The sequence below is a fragment of the Paenibacillus xylanexedens genome, from assembly GCF_001908275.1.
GTDB lineage: Bacteria > Bacillota > Bacilli > Paenibacillales > Paenibacillaceae > Paenibacillus > Paenibacillus xylanexedens_A.
On record NZ_CP018620.1, the window covers coordinates 305,604 to 330,044 of the forward strand.

At 47.9% G+C, this 24,441-nt stretch carries 20 protein-coding genes; 10 read left to right on the forward strand and 10 right to left on the reverse strand.

What is annotated here, in order from left to right:
• Positions 1–33 precede the first annotated feature (33 nt).
• Positions 34–801: a GTP cyclohydrolase II gene (locus BS614_RS01195; protein WP_074092665.1), complete on the reverse strand. Its 768-nt coding sequence runs from the start codon at positions 799–801 to the stop codon at positions 34–36.
• A 323-nt stretch (positions 802–1,124) separates the two neighbouring features.
• On the opposite strand from BS614_RS01195, the gene BS614_RS01200 reads away from it, so the two are divergent.
• From BS614_RS01200 to gntK, 4 genes are all read left to right on the forward strand, one after another.
• Complete coding sequence (locus BS614_RS01200) at positions 1,125–2,399, forward strand: ABC transporter substrate-binding protein (protein ID WP_074092666.1); 1,275 nt, start codon at positions 1,125–1,127, stop codon at positions 2,397–2,399.
• Between the two features lie 128 nt (positions 2,400–2,527).
• A complete protein-coding gene (locus BS614_RS01205; RefSeq protein WP_036613110.1) occupies positions 2,528–3,394 on the forward strand; it encodes a carbohydrate ABC transporter permease in 867 nt (288 codons plus the stop codon).
• 20 nt (positions 3,395–3,414) lie between these two features.
• Positions 3,415–4,242 carry a carbohydrate ABC transporter permease gene (locus tag BS614_RS01210; protein WP_036612996.1) on the forward strand — a complete coding sequence of 276 codons (828 nt, stop codon included), beginning with the start codon at positions 3,415–3,417 and terminating at the stop codon, positions 4,240–4,242.
• Between the two features lie 275 nt (positions 4,243–4,517).
• On the forward strand, positions 4,518–6,068 hold the full coding sequence (gntK, locus tag BS614_RS01215; protein WP_074092667.1) for a gluconokinase: 1,551 nt from the start codon (positions 4,518–4,520) through the stop codon (positions 6,066–6,068).
• A gap of 395 nt (positions 6,069–6,463) precedes the next feature.
• Here the strand turns inward: gntK and BS614_RS01220 are convergent, their stop codons facing one another.
• The gene (locus tag BS614_RS01220; protein ID WP_084174351.1) at positions 6,464–6,985 is read right to left on the reverse strand and encodes a hypothetical protein; all 522 of its coding nucleotides are present in this window, start codon (positions 6,983–6,985) and stop codon (positions 6,464–6,466) included.
• Positions 6,986–7,182: 197 nt separating this feature from the next.
• Entirely contained in the window at positions 7,183–7,572 is a 390-nt protein-coding gene (locus tag BS614_RS01225; RefSeq protein WP_084174352.1) for a nuclear transport factor 2 family protein, read from the reverse strand.
• Between the two features lie 162 nt (positions 7,573–7,734).
• On the opposite strand from BS614_RS01225, the gene BS614_RS01230 reads away from it, so the two are divergent.
• From BS614_RS01230 to BS614_RS01240, 3 genes are all read left to right on the forward strand, one after another.
• Complete coding sequence (locus BS614_RS01230; protein ID WP_074096630.1) at positions 7,735–8,073, forward strand: ArsR/SmtB family transcription factor; 339 nt, start codon at positions 7,735–7,737, stop codon at positions 8,071–8,073.
• Positions 8,074–8,377: 304 nt separating this feature from the next.
• A complete protein-coding gene (locus BS614_RS01235; protein ID WP_074092668.1) occupies positions 8,378–9,190 on the forward strand; it encodes a hypothetical protein in 813 nt (270 codons plus the stop codon).
• A gap of 121 nt (positions 9,191–9,311) precedes the next feature.
• Positions 9,312–10,271, forward strand: a complete 960-nt coding sequence (locus BS614_RS01240) for an MraY family glycosyltransferase (RefSeq protein WP_036613004.1) — start codon at positions 9,312–9,314, stop codon at positions 10,269–10,271.
• 121 nt (positions 10,272–10,392) lie between these two features.
• Here BS614_RS01240 and BS614_RS01245 read toward each other — a convergent pair whose 3' ends face one another.
• The 3 genes from BS614_RS01245 to BS614_RS01255 all read right to left on the reverse strand — a co-directional run bounded on the left by BS614_RS01245 (position 10,393) and on the right by BS614_RS01255 (position 13,586).
• A complete protein-coding gene (locus tag BS614_RS01245; protein ID WP_074092669.1) occupies positions 10,393–11,211 on the reverse strand; it encodes a carbohydrate ABC transporter permease in 819 nt (272 codons plus the stop codon).
• Positions 11,211–12,104 carry a carbohydrate ABC transporter permease gene (locus BS614_RS01250; RefSeq protein ID WP_036613007.1) on the reverse strand — a complete coding sequence of 298 codons (894 nt, stop codon included), beginning with the start codon at positions 12,102–12,104 and terminating at the stop codon, positions 11,211–11,213. The genes BS614_RS01245 and BS614_RS01250 overlap by 1 nt, the downstream gene beginning before the upstream one ends.
• A gap of 138 nt (positions 12,105–12,242) precedes the next feature.
• A complete protein-coding gene (locus BS614_RS01255) occupies positions 12,243–13,586 on the reverse strand; it encodes an ABC transporter substrate-binding protein (RefSeq protein WP_074092670.1) in 1,344 nt (447 codons plus the stop codon).
• A gap of 490 nt (positions 13,587–14,076) precedes the next feature.
• On the opposite strand from BS614_RS01255, the gene BS614_RS01260 reads away from it, so the two are divergent.
• Positions 14,077–15,108 carry a LacI family DNA-binding transcriptional regulator gene (locus tag BS614_RS01260; protein ID WP_036667984.1) on the forward strand — a complete coding sequence of 344 codons (1,032 nt, stop codon included), beginning with the start codon at positions 14,077–14,079 and terminating at the stop codon, positions 15,106–15,108.
• Positions 15,109–15,503: 395 nt separating this feature from the next.
• On the opposite strand, the gene cydC is transcribed toward BS614_RS01260, so the two are convergent.
• The 4 genes from cydC to BS614_RS01280 are packed head-to-tail and all read right to left on the reverse strand — an operon-like array spanning position 15,504 to position 21,773.
• Complete coding sequence (gene cydC, locus BS614_RS01265) at positions 15,504–17,441, reverse strand: thiol reductant ABC exporter subunit CydC (RefSeq protein ID WP_084174353.1); 1,938 nt, start codon at positions 17,439–17,441, stop codon at positions 15,504–15,506.
• A gap of 1 nt (position 17,442) precedes the next feature.
• Positions 17,443–19,356 (reverse strand): thiol reductant ABC exporter subunit CydD, encoded by a 1,914-nt coding sequence (gene cydD, locus BS614_RS01270; protein ID WP_074092671.1) that lies wholly within the window; start codon positions 19,354–19,356, stop codon positions 17,443–17,445.
• Between the two features lies 1 nt (position 19,357).
• Positions 19,358–20,413 (reverse strand): cytochrome d ubiquinol oxidase subunit II, encoded by a 1,056-nt coding sequence (gene cydB / locus BS614_RS01275; RefSeq protein WP_244898245.1) that lies wholly within the window; start codon positions 20,411–20,413, stop codon positions 19,358–19,360.
• Positions 20,358–21,773 carry a cytochrome ubiquinol oxidase subunit I gene (locus BS614_RS01280; protein ID WP_047840834.1) on the reverse strand — a complete coding sequence of 472 codons (1,416 nt, stop codon included), beginning with the start codon at positions 21,771–21,773 and terminating at the stop codon, positions 20,358–20,360. The genes cydB and BS614_RS01280 overlap by 56 nt, the downstream gene beginning before the upstream one ends.
• A gap of 383 nt (positions 21,774–22,156) precedes the next feature.
• On the opposite strand from BS614_RS01280, the gene BS614_RS01285 reads away from it, so the two are divergent.
• Both BS614_RS01285 and BS614_RS01290 read left to right on the forward strand, forming a co-directional pair.
• A complete protein-coding gene (locus BS614_RS01285; protein WP_074092673.1) occupies positions 22,157–23,449 on the forward strand; it encodes a tetratricopeptide repeat protein in 1,293 nt (430 codons plus the stop codon).
• The gene (locus BS614_RS01290) at positions 23,446–24,441 is read left to right on the forward strand and encodes a glycosyltransferase (RefSeq protein WP_244898246.1); all 996 of its coding nucleotides are present in this window, start codon (positions 23,446–23,448) and stop codon (positions 24,439–24,441) included. Before BS614_RS01285 ends, BS614_RS01290 begins: the two co-directional genes overlap by 4 nt.

Sequence of the window (24,441 nt, forward strand, 5' to 3'; positions counted from 1 at the left end):
ATTCACTAATCGTATATGTTCAATGAGTAAAGATTAACCCTGCGCATGCGGAAGCAGCGTCTCTGCCCCGGCCCAACCATCACTTTCTGCCAAATGACCGGAACGGTTCACTTTCGTTTGCAGATATTTCTCGTTGAAAGCAGAGCGATCTCCCCATAGTGGCACACGTCCGCCCACATTCAATCCCGCTTCCTGCAAGGCAGCCAGCTTCCGTGGATTGTTGGTGATCAATGTAACCGGTGCGGAACGAAGCGCACGCAATACGGCAATCGCATCGTCATAATTGCGGGCATCGTCTGTGAATCCGAGCTGCAAGTTTGCATCTACCGTATCCAGACCTTCTTCTTGCAAAATGTACGCCATGGCTTTGCTGAACAGACCAATGCCACGTCCTTCATGGTTGGCAAGGTAGAACAGTGCGCCCGCTCCATGAGCGGCGATCATTTTCATGGATTGCTCCAATTGGAAGCCGCAGTCACAGCGTTTGCTGCCAAAGATGTCGCCTGTATGACAGATGCTATGCATCCGGATCAGCGCTTCTTGTGCTTCAGCAAAGTCACCGTACACCAGAACACTGGATTGTTGACGCTCTGCTAGTTCAGCCTCAGCAAGGGATTCGATTAACTCGCCGCTCTCCAACTCTTTGTCCGATTTCATCCAGCTGTACCACTGGAATGTCTTGGTCTCCCCATCGAGGTTAACCGGAAGCTTGATTGGTCCCACCAGGTATATGAACTCTTTTCCACTCGGAAAAGTCTGAATTTTGGGGGCAAGCAGTTGAATAATATGTGAATTGATCATTGTCGTTCCTCCTGTTTAGGCCAACTTGTATGTTGATTGATTCGCATCCAGAGCGAAATTGGATCACTTGGATGTTATATAGTACGTATCTATATTATTCTCATCATCATTAGTTACTTTATGTAAGTTAGTTTAGAATAAAAATTATAATGTGTCAAGTAACTTTTATTTTTAAAGTAACTACCCAATTTATGTTACGCAATCGACACAAATATGTGTTTCATTTTAGGAATATTGGGTATGAGTTTATAAACTGCTCATACACTAATGTTGTAGTCCAAAGCACTTCATGCCTCGAACTTAACGATGAGGGGGTAATACACATGATCCGCCGGAAAAGAACATGCTGGACAGCCATACTGATGGTCTGCGTCCTGCTCACAAGCGGATGCTCCATCTGGCCCGGACAGGACGATTCAGCGAACAACAAAAAGGTAACGCTTACATTATGGTACTGGAATCGTTCCATCGATGATAAGTTGATTGCCAGGGCTAAGGAAAAGTTCCCCAATATCGAACTGACAGCTCAGAAAATCGGCGGTGATTTCAAAGCAAAACTCAAAACAACACTCGCTGCACGCTCAGGTGAACCAGACATTGTGGCATTGAACGACTGGATCATGGAGCTATTCCCCAGTGAGGACCGTTTCTATAATCTGTATGATCTCGGTGCAGGAGATATTGAAGACCAATATCTGCCGTGGAAATGGAAGCAAGGCGTTACGCCAAGCGGACAGATGATTGGTTTCCCGATGGATACGGGGCCAACAGCCCTCTTCTACCGAGAAGATCTGTTCAAGGAGGCCGGACTGCCATCTGATCCCGAAGACGTTACACGTCAGATCAACAGCTGGGATGCATATGCTGCTGCCGGAGAACAGATCAAGGAGAAATTCGGAGGCAAGGTTTTTCTAACCGACAATATTGCAACCGTTTACAATCAAGTCATATCGCAGTCTGCGGAGCGTTATTTCCGGCCGGACGGGTCCTTTATCGGCATGGATTCCGCTACTGTGCGCAAGAGCTGGGATACGGCCGTTGCTTTCAAAGAGAAGGGACTGCTAGCCAATGCAGATGGCTGGACTCCAGGCTGGAACGCCGCGATGAATAATGGCGAAATCGCCTCTTTTGTAGGTGCTGTCTGGATGAAACAAGTTCTTCAGGAAGCCGCTCCGGATACATCCGGGAAGTGGCGGGTCGCTCGGGCACCGGGGGGAGATGGCAATAACGGAGGATCATTCCTGTCCATTCTGAAGTCGAGTGAACATCCTCAGGAAGCCTTTGAACTGATTCGCTGGCTGCAAAGTCCCGAAAATCAGTTGGAGCAATACCAGACATTGAACCTGTTCCCTTCTGCACCTGGTGTATTTGATGATCCTGCCATGAAAGAAAAAGAACCTTTCTTCGGTGGACAGGCGACAGGGCCTGTATTTGCCGAATCGGCACAGGAGGTGCCGAATGCTTTCTTTGGCGAACGATATCCATCCGTACACAACATTATCACCCGACGGCTAAATGATGTCGCGAAGCAAAATGCCGATCCACAGCAGGTCTGGACAGATACGGTACACCGCGTCGAGCGGGAATTGCAGCGTTAACCTGAACAACGTGTGGTTTCGTTATCCGCAAAGGAGGAATTCATATGGCTGTAACTGAACCTCGTCTTACTCCCGATCCGGGAAATGCAAGACCTGATCTGGATCGGCAGAAGTCACTGTGGTCCAGGATGTGGGAGCATCGTGCACTTTATGTTGCGATATCGCCGTTTTATATTCTGTTTGCGGTATTTGGCCTGTTCCCGATTGGGTTCTCACTCTATCTGGCTTTTCATAAATGGGATGGCATCGGTGTCATGACGTTTAACGGACTCAACAACTTCAAATACATGCTGACCGATGCCGAGTTCTGGCAAGCCGTGGGTAACACGTTCATGATCTGGATCTATTCGACGATTCCGATGCTCTTCTTCGCCCTGATTATTGCCTTTTTGCTACATGCACCATTTGTGAAGTTCCGTACCCTGTTTCGGGTCGGTTATTTTCTGCCAAACGTCACATCCATTGTGGCGGTAGCCATTATCTTCGGTGCTTTATTTGCCAACAATTATGGCTTTCTCAATTATCTGTTGCAGTCGGTCGGGCTACCTGTTGTGGAGTGGCTTAATGCACCATGGGGCATCAAAGTCGCAATCTCCTCCATGGTGGTCTGGCGTTGGACCGGATATAACGCCGTCATCTATCTGGCCGGGCTTCAGAGTATTCCGCAGACATTATACGAAGCGGCCAAGATTGACGGCGCCTCAGCGATACAGTCCTTTTTCCGAATTACAATTCCGATGCTGCGTCCTGTTATCCTGTTCACGGTCATTACGTCAACGATCGGCGGTATGCAGCTGTTCACCGAGCCGCAAGTATTGGTAGGTAATGATGGTGGCGCAGGTGCAGCAGGCATGACGATTGTATTGTACCTCTACCGTGAATCCTTCATTAACAATTACTTCGGATATGGCGCTGCCGTTGGTTGGGGCATGTTCCTCATTATCGCCCTGTTCTCGATTGTGAACTGGAAGCTTGTTCAAGGCAAATCATCCTGATGTGATAAGGGGGAGCGCACATGGCGACCAAACACCTCAAATCGCTGGTGTTGTATACCGGTCTTATCGGGGGCATGCTCATATCCATGTTCCCGTTCTATTGGCTGATTGTAATGTCCACCCGGACAACGTCCGATATCTACAAGTTCCCACCCCAGCTCTGGTTCGGCGGTGAACTGTGGAATAATATTACGCGGGTGTTGCAGCAGATTGACTTCTGGGGCGCCTTTCTGAATACGTTGTTTGTGTCAGGCCTTGTGACCATTCTGGTGCTGTTTTTTGACTCACTGGCGGGGTTTGCGTTTGCGAAGTTTGAATTTCCCGGCAAAAAGTGGCTCTTCATCCTGCTGCTCGCCACCATGATGGTACCTTCCCAGCTGTCGCTGGTGCCTTCCTTCGTACTCATGGCTACGTTCGGTTGGGTCGGTTCCTTCAAAGCCCTCATTATTCCGGGCATGGTGAACGCCTTCGGTATCTTCTGGATTCGCCAGTATGCGACCGAGTCGATTCCGAACGATCTGCTGGATGCTGGCCGGATCGACGGCTGTAATTTCTTCCGACTTTATTGGAACGTGGCGTTGCCAATTCTGCGACCTGCCTTTGCTTTCCTCGGCGCGTTCACCTTTATCGGCGTATGGAATGATTATCTGTGGCCTTTGATCGTCCTGACGGATGAACGCAAATACACGTTGCAGATTGCGTTGTCTCAATTAAACGGGTTGTATAACACAGACTATGCAATGGTTATCGCTGGTACGTTGCTTGCCGTCATTCCGCTCATCGTTATGTTCCTGTTCATCAGCCGCCAGTTTATCTCGGATATCGCGGCAGGAGCAGTGAAGGACTAAGATTGTGGCATTTTGATCCATCCCTCAAGTCTGATATTCTTATCTATAGATGAAATAACAGATGCCATATAAGTTGGATGAATAGCACCACGTGCGCGAAGGGGACAGAAAGGGCCTGAAGAAATGAAATGTTCGCATTTATAACCAAATTTCTCCCTTTGAAAAGGGGATCAAGAAATTTGGGGATAACGGCGATCGGAAGGCTTTCTGTACCCGAAGTGTTAACGTGTAACAGCATTCATTCACTTATATATTCAAGAAAGAGGGATGACAAAATGGCTTCTTCACCCTATATGATCGGCGTAGATATCGGCACGACCTCCACCAAGGCCGTCTTGTTCGAACAGAACGGAACCATTGTGGCTCAAGGCAGTGCCGATTATCCGCTGCACACCCCCACACCTGCGATTGCGGAGCAGGATGCGGAAGATATTTTCAAAGCAGTCATCGAGTCCGTTAAACAGGCCACTTCCAAAGCGGGAGTGAAGCCAGAGGACATCCTGTTTGTATCGTTCAGTTCGGCCATGCACAGCATTCTGCCTGTCGATCAACACGGCAAACCGCTGATGCGGGCCATGACTTGGGCAGATAATCGCAGTGCCGAGTGGACCGAAGTACTCAAATCGGAGATGAATGGTCACGAAATCTATCTGAGAACAGGTACGCCGATTCATCCGATGTCCCCTCTCACCAAGATCATGTGGCTCACCCGGGATCAACCGGAACTGTTCCAACAGACGCACAAATTCATATCCATGAAAGAATATGTCTTCTATAAATTATTTTCTGAATACGTCATCGACCACTCGATGGCCTCCGCCACCGGACTCATGAATCTGGAGAAACTCGACTGGGATGCAGAAGCGCTGCATGTGGCGGGCATTACGCCGGAACACTTGTCCCGATTGGTCCCAACCACACATGTGCTGAAACATGGATTGCACCCGGAATACGCCAAGGAGATGGGCATTGCGGTCACCACACCATTTGTCATCGGGGCCAGTGATGGCGTGCTCTCCAACCTGGGTGTTAACGCCATTGATCCGGGCGTCGTGGCCGTGACCATTGGTACCAGTGGAGCGATTCGTACAGTCGTAGATAAACCGGTGACCGATCCCAAAGGACGTTTCTTCTGTTATGCGCTCACGGAGGATGCCTGGGTCATTGGCGGACCGGTGAACAATGGTGGTGTTATTTTCCGTTGGATTCGGGACGAGTTTGCGGCTTCCGAGGTGGAAACGGCCAAGCGACTTGGCATTGATTCATATGAAGTGCTCACTCGTGTCGCAGAAAACGTACCTCCGGGTTCGGAAGGCCTTTTGTTCCATCCGTACATGACAGGTGAGCGGGCCCCGCTCTGGAATCCCAATGCACGCGGTTCGTTCTTCGGCCTGACGCTGCATCATAAGAAAGAACATATGATTCGCGCTGCGCTCGAAGGTGTGTTGTTTAACCTGTACACGGTCATGCTGGCAATCGAAGAAAAGATTGGCCGTCCGAAAAAAATTCAGGCGACAGGCGGCTTCGCCCGCTCTGAGTTGTGGCGCCAGATGATGGCCGATATTTTCGATCAGGATGTCATCATCCCCGAAAGTATCGAAAGCTCCTGTCTCGGCGCAGCCGTACTGGGCTTGTACGCCCTTGGCCGCATCGATTCCCTGAGCGCCGTCTCCGGCATGATCGGATCAACGCATCGGCACCAACCAGACCCGGACAGTGTCCGCGTGTACCGTGAACTGCTGCCGATCTTCATCCGCATCTCCCGCAAATTCGAAGAAGAGTATGCGGATATTGCTGCTTTTCAGAATAAGACGATGCAAGGGTAGGGAAGGCGTGAGATGTTACACGTCGGAGGGTCAAAACGTTGAACATGGAATACGCTAACGAATCGTAGACGTCTTATTTGAAGCTTTTAGCATGTTTTCAAAATCTAACGAACCTGAGCCACCTTATATCGGCTTTCATGGGCAAAAACCTGCACAAGAACTGAAAATTTAGCCTATTAACGTGTCTGTGGTTCGTTAGAAAATTACTTTTGCCAAATACCTTCCAATAGCGTGCGTCTGGTTCGTTAGAATTAATACGAGATGCCGTAAGTTAAAGAGACCCACCCCGCCATGGTTATGTCCATATGGGAATGGGCTTTTTTTTCATGCACAGACTATATAAACTCTATTTAGATTGGATCAAATTTATCTCTCATCATACTTGGAGCTTCCCTTTATATTCTATTAAAGTATCCAGGGGCCGCCACAGCAACCGTCCTAAAATAGAAAAATCTCTTTTCCAGTTCCTGATTCTCTGGCGTAAACTCGGTCAGAAACTCAACTGAATTCATCATTTCTTCGGTCATCACGCTAGGTCTCCACAAAGCCAATTGGATGTCTTTGAAAATAAAAGAAAATCCCAACTCCGCATCGATGTCTCGAGTATATGGTGTCTTACTATCTATTAGCTTAACGAGATCATCAGCCTTTGTTCGAAAAACATCAATATTATCATATGTAAGGACAACATCAGATTCATCAGGTGGATAATCGTGTGGATTAGTTACTTCAATGAAATAGAGTTTATGTTCCGAATCATACTCCATTTGGTTGTAGAGCTGACTAATCTCGGGGGTGATGCACTCAATGATCTCTTCTACCTCTGATTTACTCATTCCCAACTTAAATGGTCCAATACCGACCATGGGTATGACCTCTAAAGGTTCTATAACGTTTCGGTTCCCAACTTCGTTCATGTAGTTCACTCCTCTTTATTCCAACAAATAAGAATTATAACGTTCATCCCTTTATTCTAATCCTACCCTAAAAAGAATGATTGAGCATGTTGGGTATAACAAAACCCCACAGCATGAAAAAGCGGTGGAGTTAGGGTTTCCTATCTTTTATTGATTCAGATTTCTAACAACTATAGAACTGAAATCCTAGATTTTAATTACTGATTATACTTGCTGAACGCATTCTGGTCGGCCTGTACATTCTCCAGATACACAATCTGTCCCGCATCATTTACACGTGCGATATCGATGCCTGCTTTGGCATATACCGTTCCGTCTGCCGCTTGTCCGCATACCGCCCAGTTGGTTTGGTAGCTGCCGTCAGGCTGTTGCACCCACCCGTCCCACATATGTTTTACATCCTTATTGTATTCGTAGAAAGCTTTCATAAAACCATCAAACCCTGATCTGCTGGTGCCGTTAAGCACAATCTCTGCATCCGGTGTAAACAGGGACAATAAGTCCTGCATGGCGCGCGCGTCTGTGCGTGAAGCATCAAATAAACGGAAATAGTTGTTCAACAGTGTAGTGGTACTCATAGTACTCATTTATATTCCTCCTAAAATAAAAAGCAGTTTTCCAATCTTTCAGTTCGAATATTTTCGAACTATTGAAAAGAAATGTATCATACTTCTTATACTGCCTGCAAGAGATAGTTCGAAATTTTTCAAACATTGAAAGAGAAAGCCGAATATGCTAACGTCATAGATATGAGAACTCCAACGATACCTATGGCTTCGGAATTGAAGCTGACCACGGTCTGCAATGCATTGGGCGATCCGATCCGCATGAAAATTGCACACTGTCTGGCCAGCTCTGGCGAGAAAAACTGTTCCGCCTTTGAAGTAGACCATATTTCCAAATCCACGTTGTCCCATCACATCAAAATTTTACGTGAAGCTGGCGTAATCCAGCCACGCATTGAAGGTAAACAGCACTTCTACTCCCTACGAAAGGACGAACTAAACACACGTTTTCCAGGCCTCGTTGAGATGATTCTGAATACAACCGAGGAATACGTAACACAGGCCCCAGATAAATTGAACTGACCCTTTAGACAAGAACGTAGAGGGCAGAAATAACCTGAAGAAGCGGAGCTAAAAGCTTTCTGCAAGAAAGCTACTTCGAAAGCATAAGCTTCGCCTAAAAGCTTTCTGCAAGAAAGCTGCATCGTAAGCATACGCTATCACCAGAATTTCACCTTTCAAAAGTGAATCGAAAATTCGGGGGATAACAGCGATCGGAAGGTTGTTCTGTCATCGAAGTGGCAAGGATAAAAACTCTTTAGTTCAATCTTATAGATCAAAGCATCACAATGATCATAATTGCAATTCCCATAAAGGAGGCTAACTAATGGACAAAAAGGCAGCAAAGATACTGCTGAGCACGTTCTGGGGAGGTGGAGGCTGGAAAACAACCTCTCTACCCTTCTCTGGAGATGAATTTGAATATGCCAAAAGCAAAGGCGTTATGTTCGATCCACTCACGATCACGCATGACGAGATCGTCCAGCGTCTATACGACATGCATCAGGATGACTCGTTCAAGGAACGGGTGATTTCGGCATTTTTACATAGTCTGTCCACCAAAAAAGTCTATCTGCGCAGCGCATTATCCAGCTGGGCTTTAACATCGAACATGCCTTTACACACCTATGCGGAACGCCCTGCCCTTCACCCTAACACCAGTGCCTGTGGAGATTGTAACTTCCTGCGTTTGCAGTCAGACAAGGATTATTCCAACATCGACTTAAACGTCCTGAACTTTGAACGGATCAAGTGGGGCGGCGTTCGTCATGGCTGGCTTATCTATTGCCTGATGGATCTGGAATTACTGCTTCAGGACAACGCTACGAACTATGAAGTAACTCCTGAAGACCAAGTTATCCTGATCAACCTTCTTGAAGCAGCTCAGACGGAAGACCCCAAAGACAGTGCTCGCTCACTTGAGAAGAAGTGGAAGGATCTCTTCCCTTCCAGCAAACAGGAGCGAGATGCCCTGCTAGAAATCTGGGCTGCAGCCGGAATACTGGCTCCTGGAGATAAACCGAGAAAAGGCAAAGGTGGTTCCAGCGATTTTGTCTTTGCAGCAACCTGGCAAGGTGATGATGGATATCATACAGAAGCCGTAAAACATTATTTCGGCTCCTATCTTCCTCAAATATAATAAAACCTGAACTTTTGCTCACCTTTGCGTACGTCTGGTTACAATAATGACATCGACAGATTTCCTGTTTAACTCGTATAATAAGGGGAAATTGGTAGATGGGAGTGAAACAAGCGAGTTTATGGTATACATACTGGCTTTTATAGTGTCTTTTGCTGTCGTGGTTCTGCTTATTCCACCGCTTGGTCGATTGGCTCACCGGCTCGATTTTGTGGACAAGCCTCGGGAAGATGTGGAGCGTAAGCTACACAGGCAACCTATCCCGCTCACGGCGAGTTACGCGATATTTACTGGATTTTTCCTGACATACATTGCTCTGACCAAAGAAATCACATGGGAAACAGCGGCTCTGGTCGCTGGTGGTATGCTTCTGCTAACGATTGGTACCGTCGACGACTGGTACAAAACAAAAGGCAAAGATTTTCCTGCCCTACCCAAAATGCTCGTACAAGTCTCTGCGGCAGTACTCGTATTTGCTTCTGGCATTGCGTTCACCGGATTTGTGAATCCCTTCAACGCGGAATATGTCATGCTTCCGATCTGGCTGCAATTCATTCTCACGATCCTGTGGATCTTCGGGGTGACAACAGTCATCAACTTCTCGGACGGCATGGACGGACTGGCTGGCGGGTTATCGGCCATCTCGGCAATTACCCTGTTCATCGTGGCGCTCGCCAAAGGTCAAAGTGATTCCGCACTCATGTCGATCATTCTGGTCGGTGTAACGATTGGTTATCTGAAGTACAACAAAGCTCCTGCCAAAGTGTTCATGGGTGATGCAGGCGCTACGTTCCTTGGCTTCATTCTGGCGGTTATCGCTCTGGATGGTGCATTCAAACAAGCAACCATGTTGTCCATCTTCATTCCGATTCTGGCGCTGGGTGTACCGATCTTCGACAACATCTTTGTCGTTATCAAACGTTTCATTCAAGGTAAAGCGATCTATCAGGCCGATGCAAGTCAAGCTCATTATCGGTTGCTGCGTGCCGGATTGAATCAAAATCAGGTGGTGGGTGTACTGTATCTAGTCAGCACATGTCTGTGTCTATCCTCCATTATTCTGATGTTAGTGGAGTTATAAAACCAAAATAACGATGAAAATAATAGAAGCCACCTTCATTGCGTTGAGGGTGGCTTTCTTATGATGTTTTTTTGGATCGCTTGCCTTTTTTTCGTTTCAGTTAAAGCGGAGTGATTCTAACTTACGATTTAACAGCCCCTGCCATAGCACCTCCAACAATGAAACGTTGCAAAGCAACATACAGGACAACCAGTGGCAAGGTAACAATCAGAATGCCACACGCGAGCAGCGGCCAGTTGTTCATGTACTGTCCATAAAATGTAAAGAGTCCTTTGGTTACCGGCTGATAATTCGGATCAGATAAATAAATGGTCGGCCCGATAATATCGTTCCATACACCAATCGCGGTAAGAATAATACCTGTTGCCAGGATTGGTTTCATTAACGGAACAAGGATAGTGAACAGATACCTTGTATACCCGCACCCGTCCATGGCAGAGGCCTCATCCAGTTCACGCGATATTGATTTGATATAACCCACAAACATGAGAAAGGCAATGCCCGTACCTGTCGTCTTCAATAAGATGTACCCGATTTGGGTATTGTAAAGACCCAGATTATTGATCAGGGAAAACTGCGGAATGAGCGGGTTGGGAAGGTACATGGAAATCAGAAAGAAAATATAAATGAGTGTGCTGAATTTAACATATCTGCGTGCGAGCGGGAATGCAGCAAATATAGATAAAATCAACGTCAGCAGGGTGGACATCCCTGTATAGAGCACACTGTTCCACATATACTGAGAGAAGTTCCCTTTGTTCCATGCTTCGGAAAAGTTCTCAAGCCGGATCCCTTCAGTAAGAGCTACAGGATCGAGCAGATACTCTGTCTGTGTCTTCATGGATACATTGAACAGATAGAATAGAGGGAAAACGTACAACGCAAGCATGAGCAGAACGATAACGTAGCTGACCATTCTGGACGTTTGGCTCTGTTTCATTACGCTTCCACCTCTCTTCTGCGAAGGTAAAATAAAGCGACCATCGATATGGTAAATACAAAGAGAAACTGAATCATCGCCACAGCAGAAGCCAAACCGTAATCAGCCGTTCCTGTGCCAAATGCCGTAGCATAAACATCAAACGCAAGCGTCGTTGTATTGAACTTGCCGCCTGTAAGTACATAGATAATATCAAAGGTTTGCAATGCCCCTATGATAGACAAGAGCATGTTAACGGTGAATGCAGGAGCAATCATGGGGAATGTAATGTTCGTAAATGCTTTCCATCCCGAAGCACCATCCATGTAACCCGCCTCATACAGATCGCTCGGAATGGACTGCAGACCTGCAAGAAAAATCGTCATGGAGTAACCCATGTACATCCAGATCTGAACAAAAATAATCAGTTCAAAGGCGATATTATAATCGCCAAAAAAGTTGGAACTGGTACCCAAGAAATTCAGAAAGGACTGGGCTGGTCCGCCCAGCGGATTTGCAACGAGTTGCCAAATGAGTCCAGACACAGTAACCCCCAGCACCACTGGCAAAAAGAATACCGCGCGATATAATTTATCGCCTCTAAGCTTTTTATTGATCAAAATCGCTATAAACAAACCCACTGCATTTTGTATGATCACAACAGCAAACGCAAAGTATAAGGATCGCCCAATAGCATCCATTCGGTCTCCAGCATTGGATGCACCAAAAAATGTTTTATAGTTTTCAAAGCCGATAAAACTCCATTCCTGGCCCCGAACACCAGTAGCATCTGTAAACGAAAACAGTATCGTCACAAGTGATGGACCGAAGCCAAACACGACATAAAGTAACAACGGAATGCTCAAATACAGATAAGGAATAAGTCTTGCCTTACCTTTCCCAAACGGATACATCGTCCTCACACCTTTCATGGGGTAAAACTAAGACATAAGAAAACCGGAATAACAGCCTTGTCTGGCCTGAAGGCTCAGACCCGAGCGCTATTCCGGCGCATGCGGCCAACTTGTGCCATGAATATGAATGATTATGAATTACTTTGGAGCAGCAGCATCCCAGTCCGCTTGGGATTTACCTGCAAGCTCTTCCGGTGTTGCAATCGGTCCGGCTGGCTTGAGCATCTCTGCGTGAACGCTGGCCTCAGAAATGTACTGTCCTACATTCTGACGGTTAATGAACAACTGATCCCAAGAAAGTTTAAAGTCCTCCAGGTAAGGCTGAATGCCTTGGATAAACTCACTTGTCATCTCCACATCAGGCTGTGTAGGCAGGAAGCCGGCTGCATTCACAAATTCCGTGTAGTTCTCTTTCTCCGATAACATATCAAGCCATTTCATTGCGTAATCCTTGTTCGGTGAGTTATCCACCACCATCCAGGTCATATCGTATTTACCCGCCAGATTTTTGTTCTTGGCTGCATCATTGCTACCTGGAATTGGGAAATATCCAAACTTCAGATCAGGGTTGGCCGTTTGAATTGTTGTTGCATCCCAAGTGCCGTCAGCAATCATAGCCACCTTGCCTGTAGCGAACAAACTGGGCAATGTTCCGTAGTCAATACCCATGAAACCAGGCATTGCATTGTTCATCAGATCCTGAGATTTCTGCAAGACTTCAAGTTGAACCGGATCAGTCAGCTTGGTTTCACCAGTCCATAGACCTTTGATATAAGCAAGCTGATCTTCATGAATAGAGGCCTGAAGCCCTTGCACCGCAAGACCTATTGGCCATACATCTTTACCCGCCAGTCCCAGCGCTTCGACACCATTGTCTTTGAACACTTTGATAACATGTTGCAATTCATCCCAGGTTGTAGGGATTTCCAGATTATATTTTGCGAAGAGTTCCTTATTGTAGAACAGTCCTGTGAATGCCACCTTGCCCATGTTTACACCGTACACCTTATCGTTATACGTCATTGCGTTCTGTACATCCGCTTCATTGTAGTTTTTGATAAAAGATTGATCAGACAGATCACTGATTAACCCGGCATCGATCCATTGCTTCCACATCGGATCAGCAGCACCACTGGACCATTCCTGCGGAGCGCCTACAAAGCTTGATTTGAGTGGAATGATATCCACGTCCCCATTACTTCCGGCGTTCATCCGTGTTTGCATCAACTGATCGTAAGTCGCGTCTGCCGGAACGGTAGTATACTCCACCTTTACGTCCGGATATTTCGCTTCAAATTTCGTATTAAACTCTTTGATGTAGTTGTTAATATTCTCTTGCTGCCAGTGAATGATCTTCAAGGTAACTTTTTTGCTGCTGTCTGTAGCCTGAGTTCCTTCTGATTCCGAAGAGCTGCTACTACAAGCGGCGAGCACACATAATAAAGCGGATACAAGTACAAAGGCTAAAGTCATTTTCTTCATTTTCGTTGTCCCCCATATTTTTGAATTAAATCCACGAAATCAGTTTCGTTAATTTCACCCTTATTATGACTTCAGATCTTTATTTTGTAAATAGTCATTTTTTTTTTTTGATTTCCATGCTCCAACCCGCTTGATAAAAGCTTTATTTATTGCTGTATACGTTGAAATCAAGGTAACCTTTACGATAGTTACGAAAGTTACGAAACACAGCACATGACATAATTTCATATACAGCCCCAGATAGCCCGGTATTCCTTTAAATGGACTAAAAATCTGTAAAACAATTAAGATTACGAGCTGAAATTAGTCTTTATTTTCGCGACAAGCCTCCTTGATCACTTCAAACCTATAGATGCATATCATTTCAAGTGTGCAACCCTCTCTCTGCTGTTGACTCTCCGGTCTATGTAGCATAGAATACTTGCAAGAAAGCGAAAAAACCGATACAGCCCCAGTTTACGAAACCAGTTTAGGAATCCGAGGGATGTTTATGAATATCAAAACGATAGCGAGTTTAGCCGGCGTGTCTGTAGCCACGGTGTCCAAGATTATCAATAACTATCCAGATATTAGCGAGGAAACGCGCCAGCGTGTGCTTAAAATTATGGAAGAGACAGGCTATCGTCCATCTTCTTCAGCCAAAACACTGGCAACCAAAAAATCCAGCCTCGTTGGCGTTGTGTTTGCAGGGAAGCTGAACGTGGATTTCAGCCACCCTTTCTTCGTACAGGTTATCAATGCGTTTAAGAAACAAATTGGCTTGCTTGGATACGATCTACTCTTCTTCTCAAATGAGAAGTTTCTGGATCAGGGTGAGGACTACTTGGCGAGATCCAAGTATTTTCAAGTGGATGGCTGTATTATTATTGCGGGGGATGAGGTCGAGAGCAGCATATTCGACCTGGATGCCAGCCCGATTCCTTGTATCGGAATAGATATCGAGCTAACAGGACAAAGCTCCTGTTACATCATGTCCGATAACGATAAGATCTCAACCAAAGTTGTAGAACAATTTTATATGAACGGTTATCGAGATGTTGGTTTTATCGGGCTGGAGCGCGCCTCTCTTGTGATGCAACAGAGAGAGATGGCTTTCAAACGTTCACTAAATCAGTTTAGTCTTGATGAAAAGCCCGAGTGGGTTGTATACAGCAAAGATTATGCCGCAGCGGATGGATACGAAGCGGCCAAGAAAATGCTTGCCTGCAAGACTCTGCCACGTGCCGTGTTTGCAGCCACAGATCTACTTGCCTTTGGAGCTATTCGCGCCTTTAAGGAAGTGGGGTTACGCATTCCAGAAGATATAGCTGTGGCAGGTTGTGACGACATCGAAGCCTGCCGTTATACCGATCCACCGCTAACAACCGTCAAGCAGGATACGGACAAAATTGGACGCCTTGCTGCCATGATTCTGTTTGATCTGATGAACAAACAAATGGATAATCGTTGCATTAAAGTAGAGCCGGAACTGGTTGTGCGTCAATCCTGTGGCACAGCCATGCTGCTGGCACAGGAAATCTGAGCGTTAAGTCCTTGGGACTGGCTGCTGCAGATCAATTCACATCCTGGGCATAGCGAATTTTTCATACTATATAAAATGAACTAAACATTTACACGAGAACGTAGAGGACAGAAATAACCTGAAGAAGCGGAGCGTTCGCCTTTATCACCAGATTTTCTCCTTTTTAAAGCCGAATATAAAAAATCTGGGGATAACAGCGATCAGAAGGTTGTTCTGTCATCGGAGTGGCAAGTGTAAATATTCTTTAGTTCAATTTATATAGTCCACACCAAGAAGCAAAAAGGGGATGTCCCATAAGTCATGAATATGACAGGGGGACATCCCTTGTTCGTATTATTTTGTTTTTAATGAACCTGAGACACACTATTCGCTTCCATTTGCCGAGAAAGTCCCTGCTATCTGGAAGCGGCAGTAGGCAGCTTGCCCTTTACTGTCTGCAAGTCAGACCACCCCGGCCGATCAAGTTCAATAAGACGGCAGTATCGCTCTTCCCCAGCCAGCAATTGTTCGTGAGAACCCTGCATGGCAATCTGTCCACTTTCCATAAAAATAAGTTCGTCCATCTGCTCCGCACCAATCAGGTGATGGGTGACCCAGATCATCGTTTTGCCTTGCAAGCTGTCCAGAATGGTGCGCATCAACTCGCGTTCCGTCACTGGATCAAGCCCAACGGTTGGTTCATCCAATATAATAACGGGCGTCTCCCGGAGCAGTACTCTGGCCAGAGCAATCCGTTGCCTTTCCCCACCGGAGAAACGCAGACCCGTCTCCAACATCGGCGTATCATATCCTTGCGGCAAAGATTCGATCAGACTAGATAAACCTACTTGCGCGGCTACCTGACGAATCTCCTCATCCGTTGCTTTCGGACGTCCGATCCGCAAATTATTCGCTACAGTGGTATCGAACAAGTGCGGACTCTGATTCAGCACCGCGATGACATCAGTGACACTCTCACCCAGGGTCTGCACAGGCATATTATTGATCAGAACTTTCCCCGCAGACGGAAGTAATGCCCCCTGAATCAGCTTCAACAAGGTTGATTTGCCGCCGCCGCTTCTTCCAAGAATAGCTAATCGTTTGCCTTGTGGCAGATGAAGGGATACGTCCTGTACGGCGTAGGAATCATCCGCTGCATAACGATAACTTACGCGATTAATCTCGATGTCTGCTCTGAGTTTGGGTGGAATGCGAAGACGAATTCGTCTGTCTGGGATAACATTCGCAGCTGGCAAGGACTCCGATGTCTGTCCAGCCATCACGTTGCCGTTTTTTACTACAGAGATCGATTCGCCCGTTCCATCCGCATCACCAACTCCATTCTGCAACGGAAGATACCCTTTCCCTTCGAGCTGTTTCAAGCGATCCAGCGATTCTCGATACTGGGGAAGATGCTCCACCGCATCCCCTACAGGCAGAATTGATTCCGTGAGCGGAAATAATACCAATACAAAAGCAGCAATCATCACGGCAGGCAATTGCCCGATAGAAGCGGCATTTCCGGCCCATAACGTAACCGATACCACCAGCAGGCCAATGACAGACTGAGCCATCAGATCACGCCAGCGTGTCCAGCGCCGCAACTTGCGACGAATCGCGTCGACCTGTTCCTCCGCTTCTTCCTGCTGCTGAACAAATTCGGCCACTCGTCCACTTGCAAGCCAATCTCCCAGTCCAAGTACACCGTCGGTCAGACGGGTATACAACCTGCTGTTTTCCTTTTTCAGCCGCACACGCCATTTCCACGTCACTTTCAGGGAGATCGCAGGTAACACGGCAACGAGAAATAACATATACAAGCCCATCCACACCGCAAATCCCAGATCAACACTGCCAAAGGCAATCACAGCCCCACCGTACATCACAAGCGCGGTAACGGCGGGGAAGACTGTACGCAGATAAATATCCTGCAGCCGCTCCACATCATCAGCGAGTGCTCCAAGCACATCTCCGGTCTGCATACGCGAGCGCAGGAACAGAGCCTGTGGCTCCAGAATGCGATATAATTTCACCCGTTGATCGGCCAACACACGCAGTACGGCATCATGTCCTGCCAATCGCTCGATATATCGAAAGACAGCACGGAATATCCCAAATGCACGTACACCAACAATAGGTACATACACCATCAAAATATTTTCAGGACGCAGCGCAGACTTGGAGATCAGAAATCCGGAGGTAAACAGCAACAGCACCGCACACAGTGCAGCACAAGTGCCTAGCGCAATAACTGCGATGAATCTCCATCGGTACTGTGCCACATACGGAGCAATCCAGCTATTTTTTTCTTTTTCGTTACGGACGGTCTCCATATGCTCATATCCGGACTTCATTTTATATCGCCTCCATCTGGGCCTGAATCATCTGATAATATACACCTTGTCTTGCCAGCAATTCCTGATGTGTTCCCGTCTCTGCCACTGTGCCGCCATCCATGACAATAATTCGATCCATATGTGGCATCCAGTGCAGACGATGGGTAGCTAAAAATACAAGTTTGCCATCAAACAGCGGCAGCATTGTCTGTTTCAGTTCATACTCTGTCTCTACATCCAGATGAGCTGTCGGTTCATCAAGCAGCAGGATGTTTCGTTTACTAAGCAAGGCCCTTGCCAGCGCCACGCGTTGCTCCTGCCCGCCACTGAGCTGTCTGCCCCCAGCCCCAATTGGCTCATGCAGCCCACCGGATAATGAAGACAGTAGTTTGGTTAATCCAGCAGCGCTAATGGCCTTGGCCACTTCCGCATCCGAAGCCTCCGGCATGTAGAAACGAACGTTATCCGCCAGACTTCCGCTGAAGATATACGGATGCTGCGGGATAGCTGCCGTCTGTCTTCGCCAGGATTCAAGCATATCCTGTGTCACAGGCTGTCCGTTGGCTAATACTTGGCCTGAAGTAGGAAGCTGAAATCCAGCCAATACGTCAATCAACGTGGACTTGCCTGCTCCGCTGGCACCAATAATACCGATTTTGCCAAGACCCGTGATCTGAAATGTGACATCCTTTAGCGAATAAGGACCTTCATCATCGTGTCGTACCTGTACATCCGTTAGTGCTAGTCTGCTACTCTCATTCCAAGAGAACACTGAGGAAGAGGAAGAAACAAGCTCAGGAGTAGTAGAAACAGAAGCAGAATCAGGAGCAAGATGCCCCGCAGCCATTTTATCATTCAACACGACACGTATGGTCGAAGTAGCGGCTTTCCTTTTACCCAAAGACAATGATGCATATCCCGTCCCATCCTCTGCCATGTCCGCATGCGCAACAACATTTGCATAGGCTTCTTTTTGTTTCTGTTCAGCAGCTTTCCCCCGTTCAATCACTTGGTTGATAGCCGCTCCAGCTTCCTTACCGTCCAATGTGGCATGATAATCAGCGCCGAGCATACGTACAGGCAGGAAATATTCGGGTGCCAAGATCAGTACCGTCAGCGCAGGGCCAAGTAGCATATGCCCTTCTGTCAGACGTAATCCCAGACCAACTGCTACGGAAGCAACGGACAACATCGTAAAGAAATCGAGTGCAAACGAAGAAAGAAAAGCCATGCGCAGCGTAGACATCGTTGCTTTCCGATACCGCTGACTGACCCGCAAAATGGACCCTTCATGTGTTTTGCTCTGTCCCAATGTTTTTAGCGTTTCTAGTCCACGCAAGGTATCAACAAAATGGTTAGCGAGTGCTTTGTAAGATCTGAATTGTCCGTCTATCTTACGCTGAGCTGCGAGGCCAATCAGAATCATGAATACGATCAGGATTGGGAGTGTCAGCATCAGAATAACCCCGGACATCAGATCCAGCTTGAACACATACAGCAAAATGACGATGGGTGTGAATCCTATGCCCAGCATGCGAGGAATGAATAGTTCGAGATACGTCTTGTATTGAGCTGTTCCCTCACGTGCCAGGGTAACCAGATGGCCTGTGCCTTCCGTCTTGGCATAACGCGGCCCGAGCCTGAACCACTGCTCCACCATCTGTCTGCGCAGATCAGTCCCTGTCCTCTCCGCATATCGTGAGGTCACGAGTTGTAACCAGAAGGATAAGGCGTAGCGGGCGGCAAAAGCAGCCAGGAACAGCAGCAGTACTGGGTACTGCTCCGTTACGGATGAACCTTCAAACAATGCCGTGATGGCCTGTGCCAGCCATTTGGCTTGCATAATGATCGTCATCGCCTGCAACAGTACCAGCGCTGATGCCAGCGCCAGTACAGGCCGGATGCCCGGCAGCTTCATCAGCCCCCGTCCCATATCAGTACTCCAGGTGGTGCTGCTCGTTCAGACGTTTGCGGAAGATATAATAACTCCAGATCTGATAACCGAGAACAAACGGCAGCAGTGTGCAGGCAACAATTGTCATTACTTTCAATGAATAAGCGCCCGATGCGGCATTGTATACAGTCAGGTCATATGCCGCTCCAAAGGAACTCACCATCACTCTTGGGAAAAGTCCGATAAAGACCGAGGCAAAAGCAATTGCAATCACTGCCCCAGTCATCCCAAAAGCCCAGCCTTCCCGCTTCTGACGAACAAAGTATGCCGCAAGTGCAAGCGAAACTGCGCCGAGTACAACCATAATCCAAAGAGCCCAGCCGCGTACGGCGAACACATCGGTCATGAAATACGTCATTAACGCGTAAACAGCGAGCAGTGCGGCCAGCGGCAGCATTAATTTTTGCGCTGTCTTCAAGGCACGCTCTCTGAGATCACCTACTGTTCGTAGTGATGCAAACAGCAATCCATGAACCAGACATAACAGGGTTACGCTTAAGCCACCAATCACGGTGTACGGATTAACAATATCGAGGAATCCTGCACGCAACTGCATCTCCCCATCAATGGGCAGACCTTTCATCAATGTGGCAAAGACCACGCCGAACAGGAAAGGCAAGAGCGCGCTGGAGACAACAATGATGATGTCCCACGTTTTGCGCCAGCGCTGCTGTTTCATTTTACTGCGGAATTCGAAAGCAACTCCGCGACCAATCAAGGCGAGTAACACCACTACAAGTGGCAGGTAAAAACCACTGAACAATGTGGCATACCAGTGCGGGAAGGCAGCAAACATCGCGCCCCCTGCCGTAATCAGCCATACTTCATTACCATCCCAGAACGGACCGATCGAGTTGATCAGAGTCCGACGTTCGCGGTCCGTTTTGGCGATAATACCTGTAGACATCCCCACACCAAAATCAAAACCTTCCAAAAAGAAGAAACCAACAAACAATACGGCAATCAGCAAAAACCACAACTCACTTAGTGACAACGGAATAACCTCCATCCACGCCGAACGGATCGGCCGATTCATCGTGATCTTCTGGCTTCTCGACCGCAAACGGCCCTGCCTTGATCTCACGTACGAACAGGTATACCATCACGATACCGAGAACCGTATACGCAGCTGTGAACGCAATGGTCGAGAACAGGATCATTCCTGCGGATACATTCGGTGAGACTCCGGCTTCGGTGGTCATATAACCAAATACCGTCCATGGCTGTCTTCCAACCTCGGTCATAATCCAACCTGATGTATTGGCGATAAACGGCAAGGATATAGCAAATACCATCAGACGCATAAACCACTTCCCAGCGACCTCCAGCTTCTTACGCATGGCTAGGAACGTACCGTATAGCGCCAGTGCAATCATCAAACCACCCGCTGCAATCATGATACGGAAACTCCAGAACGTTGTCCGTACTGGCGGGATATAATCCCCCGGTCCATACGTCTGTTCATACTCAGCTTGAAGCTCCTTCATGCCTTTGACACTACCAGAGAACTTGCTGTAGGACAGGTAACTGAGCAATCCAGGGATTTTGATCTCACCCGTACTCTCCTGTTTATCCGGATCGATAAAAGCGACCACCGTCCATGGTGCCGGATCTTCTGTCGTTGTCCATGTTCCTTCACTGGCTGCCATCTTCATCGGCTGTGTCTCCACGAGATATTGAGCCTGGAAGTGTCCGGAGAAAGCTACACCAAACGAGGAAACAAGAGCGATAATGATCGCGATATTAAACGATTTGCGGAAGATCTCCACATCCTGCTTTTTCATCAATTTGTAGGCACTGATCCCGGTTACGACGAAGGCCCCTGTCATCAATGCCCCAAAAATCGTATGTGGGAACTCGACGAGCAACTGACCATTCGTGATGAGTGCAAAGAAATCATTCATCTCGGCTCGGCCGTTGTTAATCTCAAACCCGACCGGATGTTGCATAAATGAATTGGCTGCCAGAATCCACAGCGCAGACAGGAATGTGCCAACAAACACCAGCCAGATGCAGGCCAGATGCACTTTTTTGGACAAACGATCCCATCCGAATATCCACAATCCAATAAATGTAGACTCCATAAAAAACGCCAGTAGCGCTTCAATAGCCAGTGGCGCACCGAACACGTCCCCGACAAATCGGGAGTACTCGGACCAGTTCATACCGAACTGGAACTCTTGCAAAATACCTGTGACTACCCCGACGGCAAAGTTAATCAGGAACAGCTTGCCCCAGAACTTGGCCATCGTTTTGTAGATTTCCTTACCCTTAACAACGTACAACGTCTCCATGATCGCAACCAACAGTACAAGACCGATGGATAGCGGGACAAAAAAGAAATGGAAAATCGTTGTAAGTGCATATTGGATACGCGATAACATAATCGGATCCATACCGTTACCCCTTCTTTCTGTTCACTTCGCAGTATGCGTATTTGGCATTGAAGCTGCACCTTCGCTGTCTGTCCGCCAAATACGTTGATGAACGTATTGTGCCAGATTACCTATTTTATACATGTGAGAATTATCACAATCTTCCTCTCTAGAGCAAAAAAAAGTGATCCTGGTCACACAAAAGATAAAATTCAGCCTATTATCACAGCTTGCCAACTGCATCTATTCATGGAAGATACTCATGTTTGGGACGGAATGCCCATATGTTAGTCTCAGGCATATCATGCGAAGTACCGTGAGGGCTTTACATATGAAGTGAAAGCATGAAGCACATGCAGAGCGAATGACGCTCCATATTACAGTCAAGGTGAGGTGAACTATTCATGGAAAAACCTGCACCACTGCCAGGTGAAGACACCGAAGCCAGCCTGGATAAGGCCAGTACAACACAGCCCCCTATCCGGTATGTTCTCTTCCCTCGCAAAGGAGGCTGGTCATCCTTTCCCTATCCCGATATTGCTGCACTGCTGTCGATCGAGGGAGAGGTCTACTATGTCAGCAGCCTGACGCAAACAGAAGATGTACCTCCGGTCATTACCGCCATCTCCCTCCCTGAGGCAGAGCAGCTATTGCTGGAACCTCGCACCGTAGCCGTGGTCGCCCATCCCTACTGGCTAATAGCTACGGCTTCGCTGGAGCCTGAGCTATGTATTGCCCTGCTCCCTGAGCCTGCTGGAAACGAAGCAGAATCTCCGCTATGGGAGAGCAGTATTTCCAAACTGGTCGGCATCGCCGATCTGGTAGGCACATCCTCCGAAACACGTTATATGAAGCTGTTATTCCAAGGCGTACGTGTTATCTGGCTGGGCGGCGAAGACCCTGCACCTGCGGGTACGATGCAAAAGGATGATCTCGAAGTCCCTCTCCGGGACTACGAACTGTTCTTCCTGCATGCGCTGCGGCAGGTCTTGTCAGGCACTCCGGATAGCGTCACCCTGCTTCAATGCAGTGTACGTGCCGACTTCTACCGCCAGCTTCGTGCCAAAGCAGGCCCACATGAGACGATATCCTTTTTGCTGGCAGCCTATGAGTACTTGCTTGAAGATCCGCGGGCCGTCCATTCGTTGCAAGAGGCCTTCACCCATGCGGTCATGAATGGTCGCAGTGATTGTGTGATCTCCCATTATCGATTCCTGTCTGCCATTCATGCCCGGGCTGGAGAGTTGGAGGACGCCCTGCGAGTGTACGGAATTAGCGCATCCGATGAACAGGAACGGCATCATTATGAACAGTTATGTCGCTGGCTGGAGGCGGGAGAAGATCAACTTGTACGAGCGGAACTACTGCGTATGAACGATGATTACGGAAATGCCCTGCGTATCCTGGACGAACTTGGCGGAGAAACGGCGAGACATTGGAAATTCCGCATCTACCAGGAGACTGGACGTGTGGAAGAGGCACTGGCTCTGGTGCATGCAGTCGATATTCAGGATGATGCCAGTCGCCGGGATTATCAGCAATTATCCGGCAGTGCGCTGGCACTGCGAGGGGAACGGCACGGGGCAGTCCGACATTTTCTCGAAACGGCACTGGAGGATGAAGATGCGCTGGCCCGGATTGTCGAGCTGGAGCTGTTGGATCATGCTGTACAGCAATTGCTTGGGGAGGTGCCATGATGCTGGACCCAAAGAAGCGTAGACAACAGTTGAATGGGCCAATGGTGCACAGGAATATCCGAACCGAAACCACTTACACGCCAACCGAAACAGCCGATCAAACATATACAGACGCATTGGAAAATGGAGATCACACCCCGGATCATGCACAACCAACGCAGGACATCCGAAGCCAAGTGCATCACTGGGGCGACACACAAGGTCAGGAAGAACAGAGTGCAGCTATAACACAAGAGGAAACAAGTGTATTCAAAGAGCCCTTCTCCATTCGTCGGGTTCGCAAAAGCAAAGGCAACAAGCTGACCGCCATGCTCCAGGTTCGCAATGAACGCGGCCGATACCTTGAAGAAGTATTGCATGATCTGAGTGGGTTCGTGGATGAGATCGTGATTGTGGACGATGCCAGCACAGACGGAACACCGGACATATGCAAAGCCTATCCAAAGGTGGTCCGTCTGGAGGTATTGGAGAAACCACTGTTCGCCGAGGAATGGCGCCTTCGAAACACCTTATGGCAAGCGGCTGCGGGAACACGTCCCGACTGGTTGCTCTCGGTTGATGCGGATGAGCTGTACAGCTCAGAGGCCAAGAAAGCCATACGCACTCTGATTAATCAGGAGTATGCGGACTGGTTTGCATTTCGATTCTACGACATGTGGGGTGGCCGGACCCACTACCGGGAAGATGATCTCTGGTCTCTGCACAAACGGCATACCGCTTCACTTGTACGATATATGCCTGGATATCCTTATTTTTATCCACAACAGAATCATCACGTTCCCCGTCTTCCCTTGTCCTGCACTGTATTGCCTGGGGTCAGTACGGAACTGAAGGTTCAGCATCTTGGCTGGGCAGGCAGTCTGGAGGACCGGGTTCGTAAATATTTGCGTTACAAGCGCATTGATCCTGGCGGTGAGTGGGGCAATCTTGCACATTACGAGTCGATCCTTGATCCGGAACCTCGGCTGATTCCCTGGAAGGAGGGACCGTGA